The following is a 23,190-nucleotide window of genomic DNA, read 5'->3' as shown; positions in this document are numbered from 1 at the left end:
ACGGAATAGTATTGTTATTTTGACAGAATTTAGAAACCTATTGAGATGACCGCGAAGGCCTATTTTCTACTCTTTACTCTCTCACTTTTACTATCTACAGCATCACTCGCACAAGTACCGCCTGTTGCCAGCGGGGTGGGTATGACGGGTGTGATGAAAAGAAATCACGTACTTACTGCAGTCTATACTTATTCAGGAACAAATCCTCAGTCAGGTACAATAATTCAGTGGATAAGATACGATGATAACTGCGGCACGAACCCTGTTAACATTGCAACAGGAGCAACTTATACACCTGCTGCAGCGGATGAGGGAAGACATATTGGAGTGCGAATAACACCAAGAGACAATTTAGGTAATTTAGGTGTGCCGGTATTATATCAGCCATGGTCTTGCGCAGGGCCTTCGCCTGCTCAGGATGTTGGACCAAACCCTGTTTTGATATTCAATGCGAATTGTAGCAATGCAAGTGGGGTAGGGGTGCCAACACCAGGTAACTTAATACTAAATGAAACCGCTTTGTGTTCCCCCCGTTCGTTGGATTGGCAGGTGGAGTATAGGGGTATAAATTACAGGTTTCCTGATTTTCCCCCCAGAGTTATTATTGACTGGGCTGATGGGAATACCGAAACGCTTGTACCAACTTTGCAGAACCCCAGCGAAACAAACATGTCCAAACAACTTTGGCGTGTTACCCGAAACCATGTTTATAATTATGCCGGGGGCAGTGCCGCATCAACTACACCTGGTGAACGCTGTACCTATACCATGCGGGCTACCTGGGGAATTGGAACTTATTCCGGTGCTGGGTTAGGTACCGTTACCAGTTGCGGGCCAAGCGGTTTTCAAACTCAACCGTTCACAGTTTGGGACAGGGAAGATAATGCGCAATTGGGATTTCATGATATTAACCACGATCCCACAAGTACGGGAGTTGAGGTAGGGGAAAATGTAAATGTTTGCCAAGGGGATACTAACCCTATCCGTTTACGGGATAATACTGATTTTAATTGTACACCACCACTTGAGAATCCGCAACCCAATAATCAGGCCCGTTGGGTTCAATTTGTTTATGGTACAGCCAATACGATCACGGCTCCTGGTGGCGTAGGCGGTAGCATAATTATCAACGGTGTTTCATACAGCGCTGCACAACTTCCTGTTTACGGACGAGTCATTTACCAGGCCGCGCCAACGCTTAATCCAGTTCATATTACCGACAACATCCAAATGCCCACAACTGCAGTTGCCGGCCAGGTAATGACCGTTACCATGCGCACATGGAATGTTTGTAATCCTTTTGATAGAAATACATTTGATGGCGGATTAAACCCAATTCAAACTGCACCGAATAACGTTTTCAATTTTCGGGGTTCAGCGAGTTTCCAACCACAGGCAGATTTCCCTAACGTCAATAATTACTTCGCCAATGCGGTACCGGTTTTGCGTAATTATACCATAACAATCATTACTAAACCTAATCCCCCGGTCGTACCTAATGTGGATATATGCTCTGCCCAAAGCCGTACGATCAGCGTTACTGCACCCGGTACACTTACCCACCGATGGTATGCAACATTGGCTAATGCTTTGGCAAATACAGGCGTGCTGGCAACAGCCAACACGTTTACCCCTTCAAATGCCCAGGCACCTATTGGTGAAAGAAGGCACTTCTTTGTAACGGCTACTGCAGCAAACGGATGTGTTAGTGACCCGACTGAAGTTACCATAACCCGAAGGCCTGATATAGCGCAACCACCCGTTATCACGGGTCCGGTAAACCTTTGCCCGGGTGGAACATTTGTATACAGTTTGCCTAGCGCACCCGCCCCAGTAACAATTACCGATGCTATAACGGGTAACTTTACCATCAATACTGAATTTCAATGGACTGTTCCTGTTGCAGTAGGTACCATTTCTTCAGGTCAGGGAACTGAATCACTAACCATTACAGCTGCTGGTGCAGTTGGCTCAGGAAATATTTCCGTAGTTAGGCGGTATGTTAGCCCCCCTGTAACCACAGTGGATGGCGACCGTTGTCCAAGTCCTTCACGAACCCTTGCGGTTAATGTTCGGGCACGGCCAACGGCAAATATTACCCCAAATCCTGCGAACATATGCGAGGCCACAGCTTTGCTATTGAATGGTAACCCGTCCTTGCCTGCGGCCGCTGCCGGGTTTACGCCAACCATTTCTGCACATACCTGGGGTGGAAGCACAGGTATACTGGACGCTGTTGATATTCAGCAACCAACAGTTCTGGCAACCGCTGCCCCAGGGGCTTATCCGTTGAACTATGTGGTTACTGCAGATTACGGTAGTGGTGTATTTTGTTCTTCAAATCCACCAGCTACCCGCACGGTTAACATATCAGCCAATCCAACACCAGCCTCTACCGGTGCAAATCAATTCCTCTGTCAAGCGTTGCTTACATCAAATCCATTAGGTGGGAGTAACCCCGCGCCTGGCACGGGCACCTGGACATTGATTACCAGGCCAACCGGATCATCGGCAACCAATGCGGGATTTTCGCCAAACCAAAATACGGCTAACGCTACTTTTACCGGTGATATTAACGGGCAATATATTTTGCGATGGACCGTAGTCAATGGATCGTGTACAAGTTCTGCCGACATTACAGTAGATTTTGGTACTGATCCAGGGGTACAAAATGCAGGCGCTAACACTGCTTTCTGTGGACTGACTGGCTCGTTGAATGCTACACCCCCAGCGATTGGTAACATTTCATGGGCACAAATTGCCGGGCCGGGAACAACAACATTCACCCCTGCAGTCCCTACCATACCAAATCCTGCATTAACAGTTTCAGCTTTTGGTACCTATACTTATCGCATGACGGTTGTTAGTGGTGCATGTCCTCCACGCACCGCTGATGTTCAGATAACATTCAATAACCCGGCTACGGCTACGGCCATGGCTGACTTTACCGTTTGTCTTGACCAAGGTGCATTATCACCTATTGCACTTACAGGCACGATAGGTGGCGGAGCAACACAAGGCCGGTGGGAGCGAGTAACGGGCAATGGAAATATCCAAAGTAGTGGTGGTGTAAATGGCAACACCTTGGCAGGGCCAAACATTAACGACTTTTATGTTCCTGTGGCTGCCGATTTTGCTGCGGGTAGTTTTACGGTTCGTTTGGTGGCGCTTGATCCCGATGGTGCAGGGCCTTGTGTGGCGGTTAACGATCCGGTAGTTATCACAAAGGATTTATTACCTTCTGCAGCTATAGCCGGACCGAATTTTTCAACTTGCGATGCGAATATAAACCTGGCTGCTACACCGGTTAACAATGGGGGTACAGGCACATGGAGCATAGGAAGTGCCTTGTATTATCAAACGTTTACTTATCCCAATGGCACCGGCCTTTCAGGCCCCAATCCACACCCGGTTTCGTTTACCCATCCAACCGATGGTTGGACAATTACAGCACCTAATGCTAACACGCTATTGGGTAATAGTGCGGTTACAGGTGATTATATGCGTGTGGAGTCGGGTGTTATGCAAGCGCATGATGTGAATGCCGAACTGATATGGCGCTCGCCTTCTATCAACATCACGGCTCAACCAAACGTCAGGATTTCCATTCAATTGGCGGAAACTGGCCCGATGTCAGCTTCCGAATATATCCGAGCATTTTACAGGATAAATGGTGGTGCTGAAGTTTTATTAGGGGAAATAGTTGGGAACAGCGGTGTTGACGGTGCATTCAATACCTTTACAGTATCGGGTTTAACAGGCGTCTCGCTTGAAATTGTTGTTCGGGTACTCAACGTTTTAGACAATCAAATCCACAGGTTCGATAACATCTTTGTTTCGAGTGCAGGTGCCTCACTACCTTTTATTGTTGATGTAAATAGTCCAACAACATCCGTAACTGGATTACCCGTTGGAAACACAACCTTTACCTGGACGGCTACCAGCGCGTTGGGTGTTTGTAGTTCAAGCAGTGCCCAGGTAATTGTTACACGCCACGCACTTCCGGACAATAATAATCCACTGCCTCAGCTTTGTGAGGATACACCGGGTTTAGGAAATGCAACGGTTACTTTGGCTTACCTTAATTCACTAAATGATGCGATTACAGGAATACCCGGTTCCGCAGGACGAACGATTCAATATTTTACCGATGCTGCCCGCACCATACCGTTTGTGGGACCTTCGTTGGTTTCAACGGGCACTCAGATTTTTACCCGGGTAACCAGAACCGATGTGGCTCCGGGTTGTACTCAAAATGGTTTAATAACCTTTACCATTAATCCCAGCCCTGTTGTTGTTAATCAAAATCCGGCTTTTTGTGAAGAAGTAATTGGCGGTAATGCTATCAATAATGTTGACCTTACTGCCTACAATGCAGCTGTTGCCGGAGGGATAGTGGCTAACCGTTCTGTAGCTTGGTTTTTAGATGCGGCTTTAACCACACCTGTACCAACACCTACTGATGTTGATGATGTCAATAATGGTGAAACTTTTTTTGCACGCGTAACCAATACCATAACTAATTGCCAGAATGTTGGATCGGTAGAATTCAGGATAAATCCCCGACCCGGTATTAACCCGATAGTAGGGGGAACCAATGTTTGCGTTGGACCAACGATTGTTCTTTATCAGATTCAGACGATAAATCCAGGTGCAACGTATTCATGGAATTTACCACCCGACAATCCGGGATTTTATGTTCGGTTTGCCGGAGGTGGCCCTGGTGATTTCTTTGTGCTGTTGCAATTCCCTGGCCTGACCAATGCACCCGCTGCGGATGTATATAACATTAGTGTAACTGAAATATCGGCTAATGGTTGTGTTGGCGCGCCTCAACCGATTACGATCACAGTAGAATCCAGCCCTGCGGCCAATGTTATACTTGGTCCCAATCCCGTTTGTAAGCAGCAAACGGGTGTCGTTTATCAAACGGCTTCGCTCAATCCATTATCAACATATTCATGGTCTGTCATAGCCGGTGACGCTGCCATTGTGGGTGCCGCCAGTGGTGTTGGGCTTAACCAGGTAATTGTAGATTTTGGTACAGCTAACTCTTCAACGTTACGTGTTCAGGAAGTTTCACCCACAGGCTGTTCTGGCGCTGCCGCCACGCTGGTCATCAATGCCAATAACCGTCCGGTAATGACTTCGTTGCCTACGCTTTCATTATGTAGCGGAACGGCAGTTCAGGATGGGATCACCTTAACAGCGAGTATCCCGCTTTCTACCTTTAATTGGGTAGTAACCAGTGTTACCGGTTTGGTTAGCGGGACTGCAGTCGGTAATAATGGAACAGGGCAAATCAATCAAACCCTTACCAATGTATCGGGTGCTGTTGGATCGGTAACTTACCGCGTCACGCCAACCTCACCGGATGGTTGTGCAGGGCCATCGCAAGATGTAGTGGTTACGGTTAACCCGTCACCGGTGATTGCCTCCGGACAAACCCGAACGATTTGTAGTGGCCAGCCGGTAAACAAAGAGATATTCTTGACACCGCTCAGCCTTCCGCCAGGAACCGTATTTAATTGGCCCGTACCGGTGATGTCGGATGCATCAGTGCAGGGTACTACGGGCAATAACGTTCTTGCCGGAGCACCAGGTACTTTCCATATCACGGATGTATTGGTGAACACATCCCTTGCACCGATAACGGCAACCTATACGATTACACCTACCAGCGGAGCTGGGTGTATAGGTGTTCCTGAAACTATTGTTGTCACTATAAATCCTGAACCGGTTTCTACTAATTCGGTTGCCCCGGTTTTCTGTTCGGGCGTTGGTTTCAGCATTAATCCCCAGGCAAACATTACCAACGCCTTGCCCAGTTCGTTTACGTGGACAGCTGTGTATCCCTTTGGGCTTACCGGTGGTGCTGCTAATGGTGTTGGCAACGTTTCAGGTACGCTAACCAATCTAACTACTGCACAGTTAAGTGCCGTTTATACTGTAACCCCAACTTCTGCTGGAGGTTGTGCCGGTGCTACTTTTACGATCACGGTTCCGGTTAATCCCCAACCTGTTGGCAATAACACAGTTGCCCCGGCCATCTGTTCGAACGTAGCTTTCAATATCAATCCTCAGGCAAGCATTACAAATGGGGTAGCTTCTACCTTTACCTGGACGGCTTCATATCCGGCAGGGTTAACCGGTGGTGCTGCCAATGGTGTGGGTAATGTTGCCGCAACCCTGGTAAACCTTACTAATATTCAGCTTAGTGCGGTCTTTACGGTAACACCAACATCAACACCTCAAGGATGCGTTGGGGCACCGTTTACCATAACGGTTCCGGTAAATCCGGAGCCCGTGGGACTCAGCACAGTTAAAGCTGTTGTATGTTCTGATAGCCCGTTTAGTTTCGATCCGCAAGCAGAGATTACCAATGGTGTTGCATCAACCTTTACCTGGACGGCTTCATATCCTCCGGGCTTAACCGGGGGTGCAGGTGCAGGTGCAGGCCAGATTGCCCAGACATTAACCAACCTTACCGGTGGTGTGCTTAATGCTGTGTTTACGGTCATCCCTACATCGGCAAGTTCATGCGCAGGTACACCTTTTACGATAACCGTTCCTGTTGATACCGAACCTGTCGGTGCAGACGTAACAAAGGCAGCACAATGTTCGAATGTTGCGTTTAACTTCAATCCGCAAGATGACATAACCAACGGTGTTTTAAGTACATTCACCTGGACGGCTGCCTATGGCCCCGGATTATCCGGTGGAGCAGGTAACGGAACCGGAAATATTACTGAAACACTGATCAATTTAACAGCCGCCCCCATCAATGCAGTGTATACGGTGGTGCCTACGGCACAAGGTGGAGGCTGCGTTGGTAATCCTCCGTTCATCATTACTGTGCCGGTTAACCCTCAACCTGTTGCTGTAAATCAAACTAAAGCAGTTGTCTGTTCTAATGTTCCTTTTAGTTTTGATCCGCAAACGCAAATTACAAATAGTGTAACCAGCACATTTTCATGGACAGCCGTATATCCTGCCGGTCTGACAGGTGGTGCCGGTAACGGAACGGGAATGGTGGCTGAGACGTTGGTGAATCTTACCAGTGGCCAACTTAGTGCCGTATATACCGTAACCCCAACTTCAGTTGGAGGTTGTTTAGGTGCTACGTTCACAATAACAGTACCCATCAATCCACAACCAGTAGGTGCCCCTGTAACCAAAGCAGCACAATGCTCCAATGTTGCGTTCAACTTTAACCCTCAGTTGGATATTACAAATGGTGTTGCTTCTAATTTTAGCTGGACAGCGGTTTATGCTGCCGGACTAACGGGCGGTGCTGGTAACGGTAACGGAGTTATACTTGAGACTTTACAGAACTTAACGGGTGGGGTATTGAATGCCGTGTATACGGTTACCCCAACCTCAGCTGCGGGTTGTGCGGGCAATCCTTTTGTAATTACCGTTCCGGTTAATCCTCAGCCGGTTGGTGCGAATTCCATAAAAGGAATTGTATGCTCTGATGTGGCATTTAATTTCAATCCTCAGTTGGATATTACGAATGGGGTAACGGCAACTTTCGCATGGACTGCTGTATATGGTGCTGGCCTCACCGGTGGGGCAGGTGCCGGAGTGGGCAATGTTGCTGAGACCTTAACCAACTTAACGGGAGCCACTTTAAATGCTACGTATACAATCACGCCAACGTCACTAAACGGTTGCACTGGAAATACATTTACAATCACAGTGCCGATCGACTCAGAACCCGTAGGTGCCAACAGTACAAAAGCAGCGGTGTGCTCAGGCATACCCTTTAGTTTTGATCCTCAGGCTGAAATCACCAATGGCACCATTGCAACCTTCACGTGGACAGCAGCCTATCCGGCTGGTTTGACGGGAGGTGCAGCCAATGGAACAGGTTTGATCAATCAAACGCTGATTAATCAAACCAGTGGACAGTTGAGCGCAGTTTACACCATCACACCAACAACGGCTGGCTCTTGTGTTGGAAGTAATTTCACTATTACTGTTCCGATAAATCCAGAACCGGTAGGTTCTAATGCAGTTCGACCTGCCGTTTGCTCTGATGTAGCTTTTAACTTCAACCCACAAAGTGATATTATCAATGGTGTTACCAGCACCTTTGCATGGACAACTGTTTACGATGCCGGCCTTACCGGTGGTAGTGGAGCCGGAACCGGATTGCTTTCAGAAACATTGACTAATTTAACCGGTGGCCCCCTTAATGCTGTATACACGATTACGCCAACGTCCATTAATGGTTGCGCAGGCTCAACCTATACCATTACAGTCCCTGTTAATCCCGAGCCTGTTGGAGCAAATGCATTGAAAGCCGCAGTTTGTTCGGATGTTGCCTTTAATTTCAATCCGCAACTGGAAATCACTAACGGTGTAACGTCAACCTTCACCTGGATAGCCAGCTACGCCCCTGGAATTACAGGTGGTGCCGGTAACGGAAATGGGGCTGTTGCTGAAACCCTGGTGAACGTTACATCCGGACAATTAAGTGCTGTGTATACGGTTACACCAACTTCTACAAATGGTTGTGCAGGAACACCGTTTACGATAACCGTACCCATTGAACCAAAACCGGTGGCGATCAATACGGTTAAAGCAGCAGTTTGTTCTGATGTGCCGTTCTCGTTCGATCCTCAGGACAATGTGCAGAACTCAATTACCGCTACCTACACATGGACAGCAGTTTATGATCCGGGCTTAACAGGTGGTGTAGCCAATGGTGTAGGAGCTGTTACCGGAACATTGACAAACCTGACAGGCGGTACATTAAATGCAGTGTTTACCGTTACACCAACATCGTCAGTAACCAATTGCGTTGGCCCGAATTTCACAATCACTGTCCCGGTACGTTCTGAGCCCGTAGGTGCCAATGCCACTAAGGCAGCAGTTTGCTCTGATGTTGCGTTTAATTTCAATCCTCAGTTAGACATTACCAATGGCATCGTAAGCACATTTACATGGACTGCTGTTTATGATCCCGGTTTATTGAATGGATCGGGTGCAGGCGCAGGACCTATTTCGGAAACTTTGAACAATATAACCGGTGGAGTATTGAACGCAGTTTATACGGTTACACCCACATCGAATAACGGTTGTGTTGGTTCACCGTTTATCATCACCATACCAGTAAGCTCTGAACCGCTTGGGGCAAATGCTACAAAAGCACCGGTATGTTCAAATACGGCTTTCTCATTCAATCCTCAATTGGACATAACGAATGGTATCATCAGCACATTTACGTGGACAGCCAATTATGATTTTGGCTTGACCGGAGGTGCTGCTAACGGAACAGGAAATGTTACTGGAACCTTGCAAAACTTAACCGGGAGTGTTCTTAATGCAGTATTTACCGTAACGCCATCATCGGGAAGTTCATGTGTTGGAAGTACCTTTACCATTACCGTTCCGATTAACCCTCAACCTGTTGGTGCAAATGTTACCCGTCCTGCAGTTTGTTCAGATGTGCCCTTCAGCCTTAACCCACAAGACAACATCACTAACCTTGTACCATCAACCTTTACCTGGACGGCTACGTATGCTCCGGGCATAACCGGTGGATCAGGTGCTGGCGTGGGGCCGTTGGCCGAAACGCTTCACAACGAAACCGGAGGCCCCTTGAATGCTATCTACACAGTTACACCTACATCGGCTGACGGCTGTGTGGGCAATCCATTTATTATAACACTGCCGGTTAATGCCGAACCGGTGATGAATCCCAATCTTGATGCTACGGTTTGTAGCGATGCAATAACCAACATAGTTCTTTCTACCAATGGATTGTCTATCCCGGCTGCGGCATTTAACATTACGAACATTACGGTTGCACCTGGATTGACCCCGGCTGCCGGAAATGCGATTGTGCAAAATGGAGTTAATGCAAATGCTATTCGTAACGACCGGTACAACAACGTAACCGCAGGGAGCTTGGTAGTTTCATACACCATTGTTCCGGTTAGTCCACAAGGTTGTGTTGGTGACCCTGAAGTGATTAACGTTACCATTGATCCCGAACCTGTAATTGATCCGGCCTTGAGCCCATTGCCTGCTTGTAGCGATGTAACAACTGGCGTGCTGTTGGGCGTGGCACCAGGTTCTGTTGCGGCCGCATCGTATAACATTACGCAAATCAATTGGGACCTTGGTTTACAGCCAGGCCCTGGTAATGCATCAATCGGTGCCGGACAGACTGCAACAGCAATTCAAAATGACTTCTTTACCAATACAACAAACAGCCCGTTGCAGGCACGTTATCGTGTAATTCCGGTTTCGGCTGCAGGTTGTGCCGGAGATGAAGGACTTGTAATCTTCACGGTGAACCCGGCACCGGCCATGGCCACCAACCTTAATACTACAGTGTGTAGCAATGAAGCCTCCAACATTATTTTAGGTACAAGCCCTACAAGCGCCCTGGCAGTCAGTTATGATATTATGTCAATTGTAGTGGATGCAGGGTTAACACCGGTAACGTTTAACCCGGCTGCTCCTCGAAATACAACTGACATAAATGAGATCAGGAACGATGTGTTCGCTAACAATACCAACGGAGTGCTTACCGTTACGTATAATCTTGTTCCGATTACGGCTGCAGGGTGTCGTGGCCCTATACTTCCCATCGTACTGCGTGTTGAACCTGCGCCCCTGGCTACACCAATCAACAACACAGCCGATATATGCAGCAACACGTTAACCAATATTGTATTGAATTCACCCACTGTACCATCTGCAGGTATCATAACCTTTAACTATCAGGCCACTGGTAGTTCGGGGCTTATTTCCGGATTTTTCCCGATCCAAAGCAACCTTCCGCAAGGGCATGTGATTGCCGATAACCTGGTAAACAATGATGATACTCCGCAAACTGTAACGTACCGGATTACACCGGTGGCCAACGGTGCAAAGAATGGAAATGGTTGTACCGGTAACTTTGTTGATGTGGTGGTGAATGTAGAACCTAAGCCAAAAGTGATTGTAACACCTACGCAGGTTACCGTGTGCGAGGGCATACCAACGGGTTTCAGCTTAACATCCAGCACAGTACCTTCCATAGGATCAGTTGAGTTCGAATTAGTGAATGTTGTGGCTACTGGTGGCGTTACCGGCTTTTCGCCTGTTGGCTCCATATTCACCAGCGGCAGCATGCTAAATGATATTTTGGATAACCCTACACCCGTTACCCAAACCGTAACCTACACCATCCGTCCGCAGACTCCTGCCGTAGGTTGTGTGGGTGATAATGTTCAATTGGTAGTTACGGTTAACCCGCGTCCTGTGGTTACACCAAGTTCTGTGTTCGAACGAATTTGCAGCGGTAGTAACATCAATATTTCATTTACCTACGATGTGGCAAACACCATAGGTTTGTGGACCCGTGTTGCCGATGCGAATGTTATAGGATCTTCACCAGGAGCAGGGAGTTTATTGTTCCAAACGCTTTTCAACAACAGTAATACTCCTGGCAATGTAGCCTATACCGTTACGCCTACCAGTCCGGCTGGATGCCAAGGTACTCCTGTGGTAATTAATGTCACGGTTGATCCGATACCAAGTGTCACAGGCCTGCCTCCTTCTATAACTATTTGCGATGATAACAGCATAAACGTGCCGTTGAACAGCCCAGTGGCGGGTACAGTATTTAACTGGACGGCAACACCTTCAAGTGTTAACATAACCGGATTTACTTCCCCAAATACCGGGAATGTAATCAATGAAACACTTAGCAATGCCGATTTCTTCCCGGGTACAATACTTTACCAGGTAACACCAACAGGGCCTGCACCAACAACTTGCGTGGGTAACCCCGCTACTATGGTGGTAACGGTGGCGCCTACTGTTGGTGGTCGCTGGTTAACTTCTGATCTGGCGCTTTGCGTGGGTCAGACTCAATTCCTCGTGCTGCAATTGGATGGACAGCCACCATTTACAGCCACTTATACCGCCACGGATGCTAATGGAACAACCTCGTTTCCGTTAACCGGTTTGGGTAACATACGGGTTATTCCGGTTTCGCCTTCACTAACAACCACCTACACCTTAACGGCAGTCAATGACATTAATGGATGTCCGTTTGTTCCCGTAGGAGAGAGTTTAACGGTCACCGTTGGGCAAACCGATGCAACATTTAGTATTGTGGGGCCGACTACCGGATGCTCACCCTACACAGCAACCTTCCAATACAATCAGGTAGCGGGTGTAACCTATACATGGCGCTGGTTTGACGGTACTGAAGATGTGTTTACTGCTGCGGTCACGCAGCCGAATGCAACCATCACACACACCTTTATAAACCCTTCGCCAACCGGTACGATCAATTACAAAGTAACCCTCCAGACTACCCTTGATCCACCGTTGGATATCTGCCAGGATGTGCACTTTGAAACAGTATCGGTGTTCCCGGAAATCTTTGTCAATATCTTCCCGGACAGAAATGAGATCTGTAGCGGGGAGACTATCAACTTCTTTAACAGCTCAATTGGTGCAGCCACACACCGGTGGTTCTATCGGGTACAAGGCAACATCGGGCAGGAAATTGACGTGCGCCCCACGCAACAGGTAAGCTATACCTTCACCAACAACAGCACGCAAAACCCGATTATCTATGAAGTGGTTTATGTGGCAAATAATGGTAATTGTCCGTCACCGGAGTTGATCATTCCGATTACCGTTTATCGTGCGGTAACGGCTGGATTTAATGAAGGCGTGATCCCACCCTTTACGGGAGGATCTTCCCTGGTTACATTCACCAATACATCTGTACCGGTTGACCCGGTTGACTTTGCCTACAATTGGGATTTTGGTATTGGTTCAGTTCCTACAACACAAAGTGGCGTTGGTCCTTTCACTGTAAACTACACCTCGCCCGGGTTACGTGATGTTCGTATAACTGCGATCAACCTTGCAGCACAAGCCAATGGTTTGGATTGCAGCAGTACATTTTCAAAGAGCATAAATATTATTTTGCCACCTTTGGTTGCTGCCTTTGATTATACACCTGATGCTGCTTGCTTCCCTGCTTCTATCGAGATAACGGTGAATAATGCAACGGGTGATATTTATGAATGGCAAGTGATTGATCAGAATGGAAGAGTTACGGCTGTTTCAACCGCTCCGTTGCCAATATTCTTCATCGCTAATCCAGGAGAATATACCATTTTCTTAAGAACGACCAATTCAATAACCGGTCAGGTTGCTTTTGCTGATAACTCCGGTACAGGACCTAATGCAATGCCCGGAAAAGTTCCTGTTCCGATTTACCCTAAGCCACAGGCAGCATTCCAGGCCCGACCAACGACATTGTTCGTTCCGGATACTGAACTGGTAACGTTTAATTTTTCTCAACCTTCCAATGTTCCGTCAGATGAAGTGTCGTTCTTATGGAACTTTGGGGATACGAATGATATCGTTAAGCGTTTATTAGGAGAATCAGATCCTACTTATTTCTATCCCGTGGAAGGACGCTACACCATTACTATGGTTATGCAGGAAATACGGGGCAACGTCACCTGTACCGATACTGCGCGGGCAGAAATTATTGCCCGTGAAGGTGGCCAGGTGCGCGTGCCAAATGCCTTTACACCCGATCCTTCCGGACCTAACGGTGGTATTTCCGGGCCGGGTGGCGTAAACGATGTGTTCCTGCCGTATGTTAGGGGTATCAATATCAACGAACCCAATTCATTTAACATGCAGATTTTCGATCGCTGGGGTAACCTGATTTTCGAAAGCAGGAATACACCCGGCCAACCGCTGCGAGGTTGGGATGGTTATGACCGCAACGGAAATCTGCTGCCTGCGGGTGTTTATGTATACAAACTCGTATTACGCCTGGTGGATGGACAGCGCACCACGCAAATTGGAGATGTAACCTTGATTCGATAACTTGAAAACGGAATGCATAGTATGCGATTAATTTTTTCGACTTTGGTTATTGGCTTGGTTAGCCTTGTATCGCTTCAGGCGCAAGACATTCAGTTTTCACAATACTACCAGGCACCGCTTTACCTTAATCCTGGTTTTGCCGGTATTACACCTCAGCAGCGTGTGGCCATTAACCACCGCGTACAATGGCCAAACCTGCCGCAAGCCTTCGCGACTTATGCCGTTTCGTATGATATTTTTGTGGATGAATTGCGCAGTGGTTTTGGTTTCTTAGCTACCACCGATAAGATGGGTTCGGCCGGTTGGCGAACAACCACTGCCGGTTTGCTTTATTCTTACAAGGTAAAACTGACAGATAACTGGGTGTTTTCACCCGGATTGTATTTTGGATACGGTACAAACGGAATAGATCGCAGCCGTCTTCGCTTAGGTGATGGACTTGAGTTTGAACGCGATGGTCAATATTATTCAATTGACCCTGATCAGGATCGGATCGGACGGCAAAGTTATTTTGATTTTGGTTCCGGTGCGTTGTTGTATAGCCGCTCATTTTGGATTGGTACAGCCTTTCACCATATGAACCAGCCTAATCTTTCGGTGCTCGGTGATGTAAGCCGGTTGCCTATGAAAGGAACAGTACATACGGGTTTACGCATTAATCTTTCAGATGGGACATTCCGTTCCAGTTCTTACCGCATTTCTTATTTAACTCCCTCGATCATGTACCGGTGGCAGGGCAAGTCCTTTTCCCAGCTTGATGCCGGTTTAAATTATCATATCGATCCGGTTTCTGTAGGTATTTGGTATCGCGGAAAACCCTGGGAGAAAAACGTGAGCAATAATATTTCCAGCGATGCCCTCATTATTCAATTGGGCCTTTACATGAAAAACCTGAACATTGGTTATAGTTACGATTTCACCGTTTCTGAACTCCAGACAACTTCGGGTGGGGCTCATGAGATTTCCCTGGTTTACCAATTCTCTACCAAACCTGTTCAACGCAGCGTGAAACAGAAATACAGGCTTATCCCTTGCCCCACATTCAACAGCAAAGAAGGTTTCTGGAACTAGCGGTGTTTTTCATCGTGGCATTACGGTAACTTGTTTGCTTATTTCTCCATTGGTCGATTTCAATAGCCCCTCAGCAATACTGAAGGGTTTCTTTTTGAAGATGTAGATCATTAATCGATGATTGTTTATGGCTTTGTGCTTTAATCGGTTTTTTTAATCGATTAGAGATGGTGTTGAGATCGGGTTTACTTTACTTCATTTTATTTGTTTGCATTTACGGTGTACAGGCTCAATGTGGCGGGCAGATTATGGAGCCTGGGTTTGCCTTTCTTACCAGTAGCCGGGGGTGTGCCCCGTTTACCGTTCGCATTGAAACACTTTATTTGTCATCTGTACCGGGTACTCAGTACTTCGTTAATTGGGGTGATGGTACACCCGAAGAAATATACACCCAAACCAATGCAACGGGTGTAATCATTCAACATACTTACCCTAACTCGCCAGTAAATTGCGGTTACGATGTTACCATAGATGCAGCAAATGGTTGTAACCCACGAGGAAGCGTGGTGCCCATTCAAACCCAGGTGGTTGTGTGGACAAATGATGTAATTTCCATTGACCCAACTGAGTTCAGGGTTTGCGCAGGCTTTGCTGCCGATGTGCGTTTTACGGATAACAGTGACTGGAATTGCTACCCACGTGCCACACGCGAAAACAACGAAGCACGCTGGATTCAATGGCTTTACGGAACGGGCCCCTTGGTAAACCAAATACCGGGCGTTAGGATAAACACTATTCTGCCTGGTGCTTTTCCCTATCTTAATCCGGCACCCAACACCAACCCCATTTATCCGGTGCTGGCGCCTGGCCTTCAAAGTTTAATGATCAATGTACCGGTAACGACTCCTGCTGATGTGGGTAGGGAATTTCAGGTCACGCTTAAGAATTGGAACCAATGCAACCCTTATGATCATGTGTTGACCGATGGAAACCCATTCAATCCGGTTAACGGTAACCTTGTAAATGGCGACAATATGCCACAGGTTGTTACCGGAAGGATTGTGATCGTTCCCGCACCTCAACCGGATTTCCTGACCCGTCTCGGCAATGCTTCTGGCTCTGTTCAAGCTGTCTTTTGCATAGGCGATGATATATACTTCGACAATGAGACACCTTTTATAAGTGGGGCAAACTTTGCTTACACCTGGCAGTTTTTTGATAACGATACAGGCACCGGTACCCCGTTAGCAACCCGCGCACATCGGAATCCCATGTTTAGCTATGGTACCGCAGGGCAAAAATTAATTCGCTTACGTGTGCGCGATACAAATGCAGCCGGAAACTGCGAGGCGGTTTTTGAACGCATTATCACTATATCACCATCCCTTATTGCGCGCATTGAAATACGGGATGTGAACAATAACCTGATTTCGCCAAACTTTTGTCAGGAATCCAATACTCCATTTACTTTATTCAACGCTCGTTTGGTAGATGCCTCCGTTGGTTTGATTACACCTACAACGCAATGGCGTTGGGAATTTTTTGATGAAAACAATGCATTGACCAGACGGGAGCCAGCCACCGGCTTTTCCTCAACCCAACTTGGGCCATTTGATGAAACGTATATCAATCCTGGTATTTATCGTGCACGATTGATTGTTCGTGATAATATGACTTCATGCGAAAGTATGGATGAGGTTTTTATTAGGGTATTGAATAAACCAGTTCCCGATTTTACAGCCACCCGTGTTTGTGCAGGCGAACAAACAATCTTTGTAAATACTTCATTACTTACACCTATAGCTGGTCAACAACTTGTGCAATGGGAGTGGGACATGGATTATGATGGTACAACTTTTTCAAAAGATCCAACGCTTGACAATCAACAAACCTTTGGTTTTACTTTTGGAGGGGCAGGAATATACCAGGTAGCGCTACGTGTTACGACTGATTTAGGTGGATGTTCTGCCGTAATAGCAAAGACAATACACGTTGATCCGTTACCAGTTTCATCGTTTACTCCTGATGTTACGTCAGGTTGTAGTGTTCTAAGGGTTACATTCACCAATACATCCATTGCCGGCCAACCGGATGGCATCGATCGGTTTATATGGGAGATTGACGAAGGCTCTGGCTTTCAGGTTGATGCTTTTCAACGGCCGACTGATCCAGGCTTTTCAAACATGTTCATACGCGATTTCAACAATTTTAATACGGTAAATAAAACTTATGCAGTCCGACTTAGAACTGTAACCATTAACGGTTGTGAGCAGGTTTCTGCACCGGTCACCATTATTGTTTTCCCGGGCCCTCAATCTGGGTTTATATCCACAAATTACTCTCCGTTTAATTCCAATTGCTCGCCCCAGTCGGTGAATTTCACAGTAGATAACCAAACTCAATCACTCAATCCAACGGAGTACCGTTGGCAGGTAAGTGATGCCAGTGGGGTGTTGGATGACATCAGCACTGGAACAGTTCCAGCATTTACGTACAACTTCGTTAACACCGGCCAGTTAATTCGTGATTACCAGGTTACCTTGCGAACAACATTGTCTACAGGGTGTTACCGCGACTCTACACGCATCATCCGTATAAACCCGGTGCCGGTATCTGATTTCGCCATTGATACGATTCAATTTGATTGCAATTCAATGCGGTTGCGTTTTGAAGCACAACAAAAGGGTTTGCCCGAATACACCTGGGCCGTGACCATCGATGGTTCTCTTGTATTCAGTGTAACATCAACACTGGCAATATTAAATTATGATTTTAACAGGATCGGTAGTGCACAAGCCGTTCATATAACGCTTCAAACCCGAAACTTTGCCGGGTGCTTAAGCCCTGCCACTACACAGTCGGTGGTGGTTCCTGCTTTTGATAATATTATTGTTGCTTTTACAGCGACACCACTCAATCAAACACTACCAAATGCAACAGTTGCTATAACAAACAACACCACACCGGGCCCTTGGGAATACCATTGGGATTTTGGTGACGGAACAACATCAACGAATGTTAATCCAGTATCACAAACCTATGCAACATTCGGAACATACACCATTACCCTAACGGTTAAAAATAATGTTTGTGTTCAACAACAGGCTGTAACGATTACGATTAATCCTATACCACCCATACTTGATTTTTCATTTAATCCTCCTGCCGGCTGTGTCCCATTAACGGTTGCGTTTACGAACCTTTCGCGTTTTGCCGATGCAGCTACATATTTTTGGCAATTTGGTACGGGTGAAGGTACATCGCGCGAGGTAAACCCTGTGTATACCTACCGAAGACCTGGGGTTTATTCGGTAACGCTTTCCGCTACCAATGTTTTGGGCGATACTGTTACCTTAATAAAAGCAGGCATTATTGAAGTGTTTGAAAGCCCGGTGGCCTCATTTGCCGTGGCACCCACAGTTTTGTACATACCGGGCGATAAATTATACACCAGCAACAGGAGTTTAGCCGCCAGCAGTTATGTGTGGGATTTTGGGGATGGAGGTACTTCAACGGAGCGGGAGCCGGTATATGTTTACAATGAAGAGGGTAATTATACCATTAAACTGGTAGCGTCAAATTCCAACGGTTGTTCTGACACGACAACGTTGGCTTCTGCCGTGCGCGTTCAGAGGGGTGCCCAACTTCTTATACCTAACGCATTCTCGCCCGGTTTAGGCGGGAGCGGTAGTGGTGATGGCCGCAATGATTATTTCCTTCCGATAATGCGGGGTGTTACCGAATTTCAAATGATGGTTTTTAACCGGTGGGGCGAACTTTTGTTTGAGACTAAAAATGCCGATGTGGGTTGGGATGGATACTACAAGGGCAAACTATGTCCGCAGGATGTTTACGTTTATAAGATCACGGCTAAATATGAGAACGGGAATGTAATTACCCGGGTAGGGGATATCCATTTAATACGGTGATGAGAAATATAGTAACGATACTTTTTTTTCTATTGATCAGCATGGTCTATGCGCAGGATCCGGAATTTTCACAATACTATGCAGCACCACTTTACCTAAACCCAGCCTTTAGTGGCACAAGCACCGATCACCGCTTTATTGCCAACCACCGTAACCAATGGCCTAACATTACACAAGGCTATGTTACATATGCATTTTCGTATGATTATAGTCTCGATCACCTGAACAGCGGTATTGGAATTTTAGCTACCGTAGATAAAGCAGGTACGGCAGGCTTACGCTCTACGCAGATCAACTTTCAATATGCTTACAAGGTGCAGATGTCCGATAAGTTTGTGCTGTCCTCCGGTCTGAACTTTGGCATTGGAAACAGGAATATCGACTTTAACAAACTGATTTTTGGAGACCAGTTGGAGTTTGACCGTGATGGCAACCTGCCACCCAGTGCCGATTATAGCAACATCCAAAGCTCAACCTATTTCGATTTTGGTGCCGGTGCGTTGATTTATAGCCGTATGCTTTGGTTAGGTTTTTCAGCGGCTCACCTTAACCGACCCAACCGTTCGCTAATTGATGAAGAAGCCACAATACCAATCAAAACAACGCTGCACGGTGGCATTCGCATACCCTTGTACGATGGCATGCTCAGGCGTGAGCGCTCGGCTGCCATCATGCCATCTTTTGTTTATAAAAAGCAGGGCATGTTCGACCAGTTGGATATAGGAACTTACTTTTTGTATGAGCCTGTCGTTTTAGGTTTTTGGTACAGGGGGATACCCATCCAGCAAAATGTTAAAGACAATATAAGTCAGGATGCCGTTGTGGTTGTACTTGGATTTCAAATGGAGAGAATTGAAGTCAGCTATAGTTATGACCTGACCATCTCTGAATTGGGCCCTATTGGTGGTGGCGCGCATGAACTGGCCTTGATTGTGCGGTTAGCGGCTAATCCGAATACAAAAACAAGGAAAAAGGAGAAGCTGATTCCATGCCCTACTTTTACTAAAAACTGAGTTTCGTTTTCAGTCATTTGCCCGGATATGCCTGTTCGTAGTGCTGCTCTGTATGAAGTCGGTTACTGCTGATTTTATCTGTAAATTTGAGTTTTCAAGTTTACATGAATTACGCTTCCTCGTTAACACATCCCATCTTTAAGCAAGTAGGTGAAACGGCTGATAGCCTTGAGCTTGAAACTTATGTGGTTGGGGGGTTTGTGCGTGATTTGATTTTGAACAGGCCAACCAACGATGTTGATTTTGTTTGTGTTGGCAGTGGTATTGAACTGGCCCAGGCTGTTGCAAAATCGCTCGGTCCTGATGTTGGGGTTCATGTTTATAAAAACTTTGGCACGGCTCACATTCCTTACCAGGATTTTAACCTTGAGTTTGTGGGTGCGCGTAAGGAGTCATACAGGGGCAATTCACGAAAACCCATTGTTGAGGATGGAACCCTTGAGGATGATCAGTTTCGCAGGGACTTTACCATTAATGCCCTGGCGATAAGTTTGAATGCCAAAACCTTCGGTAACCTGATCGATCCTTTTGAGGGTGTTGCCGATATGAAAAAGAAAATCATCCGTACACCGGTTGACCCGGTAATTACTTTTTCTGATGACCCATTGCGGATGATGCGTGCGGCCAGGTTTGCTTCGCAGTTGAACTACGACATTGAACCATACACTTTTGAGGCCATGATCAGCCAGGCTGAACGCCTGAAGATCGTTTCGCAGGAGCGGATTACCGATGAATTGAACAAGATAATCCTTAGCCCGGTGCCCTCGTATGGATTTAAAATGTTGTTCCACAGCGGTTTGTTGAAAATATTTTTCCCGGAGCTGATTTTACTGCACGGTGTGGAGTATGTGGGCAACCGGGCCCACAAGGATAATTTCTTTCATACGCTTCAGGTATTGGATAATGTGGCTAAAGTTTCGGATGATTTGTGGCTGCGTTGGGCGGCTATCCTTCACGACATTGCTAAACCCCAAACCAAACGGTATGACAAAGAACATGGCTGGACATTTCATGGTCATGAGGATAAGGGTGCACGTATGGTGCCCGGGTTATTCCGTAGGTTAAAATTGCCCATGAACGAAAAAATGCTGAAAGTGCAGAAGTTGGTGCGGTTACACTTGCGGCCTATCCCATTGGCAAAAGAAGTTACCGATTCGGCTATTCGTAGATTGCTGTTTGATGCCGGTGACGATATTGATGACCTGATGAAACTTTGCCGGGCTGACGTCACCTCGAAAAACATGGTGAAAGTAGATAAGTTTTTAAAGAACTTCGATTTGGTAGAACAGAAAATGAAGGAGGTGGAAGAAAAGGATCACCTCCGTAATTTCCAGCCACCCGTTACCGGTGATGAAATTATCAGGTTTTTTAACCTTGCTCCGGGACCGGTGGTTGGCGAAATTAAAGACCGGATCAAAGAGGCTATCCTTGAGGGGGAAATACCCAATAAACGTGAGGAAGCATTGGCATTAATGCGCAAAATAGCCCTGGAAAAGGGCTTAGTGGAAAATTAACCTCCGTGCAACCTTCCGGTAGCTGAATTGTCTATTTTCATGGGAAACCCATTACGTTGAGCCAGGACGTCCTGAATATTCATCACGATCTTATTGAGCGTTGCCAGATGGGCGACCAGCAAGCGCATTACAGGCTATATAAATTGTATTCAAGAGCAATGTACAACGTGGCCTATCGGATTGTTGGGGCAGAGGCTGCTGCTGAGGATGTGCTGCAAGAGGCATTTATCAGTGCATTCCGTAACCTGAAGCTATACCGTGGTGATGCCACTTTTGGCTCATGGTTGAAACGTATTGTGGTTAATAAGGCAATAAATGAAGTAAAGCGAAGGAAGTTGGAGCTGATGCCGGAAGACGATGATTTTGATGTTGAGGATGAGCAAGCAAATGAAATTTATCGTCCTGAATTGACGCTTGGTCGTGTGAAACAAGCCATTGAGTCGCTGCCCGATGGCTACCGCGCAGTGTTGTCGCTATATTTACTGGAAGGTTACGACCACCAGGAGATAGCTGAAATTATGGGGATATCTGAATCAACCTCCAAATCGCAACTGAACCGTTCTAAAAAGAAGTTGAGGGAGCTATTAATGTAAAAGTTATGAAAGAAAACCTTGAAGATTTTATTCGCGCCAACCGTGAAGCATTTGATGACCGCGAACCATCGGCAAAGGTATGGAATACTATTGAAAGCCGGTTGTTTGGTAAACAGGCGTCAACTGGTGCGTTGATATTCTGGCGTGCGGCTGCGGTTTTATTTATGGGGCTTTCTGCATTTCTTTTATATTCCAGGTACGGTGAATCGCGCGACAACCGTTTAGTGATGCGGGAGTTTAAAGATGTGGAGTCATTTTATGTTCGTGAAATTTCCGATAAAGTTGAAATGATCGAGGCTTCCCGCGGTACAGAAGCCGGGCTTAACGGATTCACGGAAGACTTTAAACAACTGGAAGCCATGTACGAGGTGCTTAAGGATGAAATGCGGGTAAGGCCAAGTAAAAAAGTTAAGGAAGCATTGGTGTTAAACTTATTGGTTCGCATTGACTTACTGAACCAACAACTGCACAAGATCGATCAGGAAACCGGTGGGGAGGATGAGCAAGTAGAGAAACGCAACGTTTCCATTTAATCAGTACTCCATGGTCAATTCAAATGGCTCCTTAGCGGAGTCAATAACCTTTCCATCTTCGCATTTCAGTATCCGGCAAGGAGCTTTTTTTATTAACCCGTAATCATGGGTAGCCATCAATATGGCCGTTCCGCTTTTATTGATTTCCTGAAATACTTTTAATATCCCATAAGATACCTCAGGGTCAAGGTTTCCGGTAGGCTCATCGGCAATGAGTATGGCGGGTTCGTTTATTAGTGCCCGGGCAATCACTACCCGTTGTTGCTCGCCCCCTGAAAGTTGGTGCGGCATTTTTTTTTCCACCGAACCAAGCCCTACTTTTATCAATACTTCCTGCAACCGTGTTTTGATTTTGCTGGAGTCGCGCCAGCCGGTGGCCCGCATTACAAAGGTTAGGTTTTCGGCTACTGTGCGATCAGGGAATAATTGAAAGTCCTGGAAGATGATGCCCAGTTTTCTGCGTAACAGCGGAATCTCAGCGGCCTTTATTCCACGGATATTGTAACCTGCAATCTCAATATCGCCTAATCGCAGCGGAAGGTCGGCATAAAATGTTTTAAGCAGGGATGATTTACCAGACCCGGTGCGTCCCACCACAAATACAAACTCACCTTTTTCGATTTCGAAATTGATGTTGCCCAACACAGTATTGTGCTCCTGAAAAATGCTGGCTTCTTTTACGCGTACTACTGGATCGGTGGAGAACATCACATCAGGGTAAAACCAAC

8 protein-coding genes are annotated in these 23,190 nt (G+C 46.6%); 7 read left to right on the top strand and 1 reads right to left on the bottom strand.

Going from position 1 to position 23,190, the window contains the following annotated elements:
• The first annotated feature begins 45 nt into the window (after positions 1-45).
• The 7 genes from KIT51_12445 (at position 46) to KIT51_12415 (ending at position 22,462) form a co-directional block, all read left to right on the top strand.
• A complete protein-coding gene (locus KIT51_12445; protein UYN85678.1) occupies positions 46-13,869 on the top strand; it encodes a gliding motility-associated C-terminal domain-containing protein in 13,824 nt (4,607 codons plus the stop codon).
• Positions 13,870-13,890: 21 nt separating this feature from the next.
• A complete protein-coding gene (locus KIT51_12440) occupies positions 13,891-14,940 on the top strand; it encodes a type IX secretion system membrane protein PorP/SprF (GenBank protein UYN85677.1) in 1,050 nt (349 codons plus the stop codon).
• 167 nt (positions 14,941-15,107) lie between these two features.
• Positions 15,108-18,809, top strand: a complete 3,702-nt coding sequence (locus KIT51_12435; protein UYN85676.1) for a PKD domain-containing protein — start codon at positions 15,108-15,110, stop codon at positions 18,807-18,809.
• A complete protein-coding gene (locus KIT51_12430; protein ID UYN85675.1) occupies positions 18,806-19,822 on the top strand; it encodes a type IX secretion system membrane protein PorP/SprF in 1,017 nt (338 codons plus the stop codon). Before KIT51_12435 ends, KIT51_12430 begins: the two co-directional genes overlap by 4 nt.
• A 104-nt stretch (positions 19,823-19,926) precedes the next feature.
• Positions 19,927-21,336, top strand: a complete 1,410-nt coding sequence (locus KIT51_12425) for an HD domain-containing protein (protein UYN85674.1) — start codon at positions 19,927-19,929, stop codon at positions 21,334-21,336.
• Between the two features lie 107 nt (positions 21,337-21,443).
• Positions 21,444-21,929, top strand: a complete 486-nt coding sequence (locus KIT51_12420; GenBank protein UYN88583.1) for an RNA polymerase sigma factor — start codon at positions 21,444-21,446, stop codon at positions 21,927-21,929.
• 5 nt (positions 21,930-21,934) lie between these two features.
• Positions 21,935-22,462 (top strand): hypothetical protein, encoded by a 528-nt coding sequence (locus KIT51_12415; protein ID UYN85673.1) that lies wholly within the window; start codon positions 21,935-21,937, stop codon positions 22,460-22,462.
• Here the strand turns inward: KIT51_12415 and KIT51_12410 are convergent, their stop codons facing one another.
• A complete protein-coding gene (locus KIT51_12410) occupies positions 22,463-23,173 on the bottom strand; it encodes an ATP-binding cassette domain-containing protein (protein UYN88582.1) in 711 nt (236 codons plus the stop codon).
• Between the last annotated feature and the right edge of the window lie 17 nt (positions 23,174-23,190).

Source organism: Cyclobacteriaceae bacterium, from assembly GCA_025808415.1.
Lineage (GTDB): Bacteria > Bacteroidota > Bacteroidia > Cytophagales > Cyclobacteriaceae > UBA2336.
Note: the sequence above shows the minus strand (reverse complement) of the source record. Positions and strands in the feature narration are given on the sequence as shown.

Coding starts and splice junctions, on each gene's coding strand:
- KIT51_12440 (UYN85677.1), top strand. CDS start 13,891: ATGCGATTAATTTTTTCGACTTTGGTTATTGGCTTGGTTAGCCTTGTA.
- KIT51_12420 (UYN88583.1), top strand. CDS start 21,444: ATGGGCGACCAGCAAGCGCATTACAGGCTATATAAATTGTATTCAAGA.
- KIT51_12445 (UYN85678.1), top strand. CDS start 46: ATGACCGCGAAGGCCTATTTTCTACTCTTTACTCTCTCACTTTTACTA.
- KIT51_12425 (UYN85674.1), top strand. CDS start 19,927: ATGAATTACGCTTCCTCGTTAACACATCCCATCTTTAAGCAAGTAGGT.
- KIT51_12435 (UYN85676.1), top strand. CDS start 15,108: ATGGTGTTGAGATCGGGTTTACTTTACTTCATTTTATTTGTTTGCATT.
- KIT51_12415 (UYN85673.1), top strand. CDS start 21,935: ATGAAAGAAAACCTTGAAGATTTTATTCGCGCCAACCGTGAAGCATTT.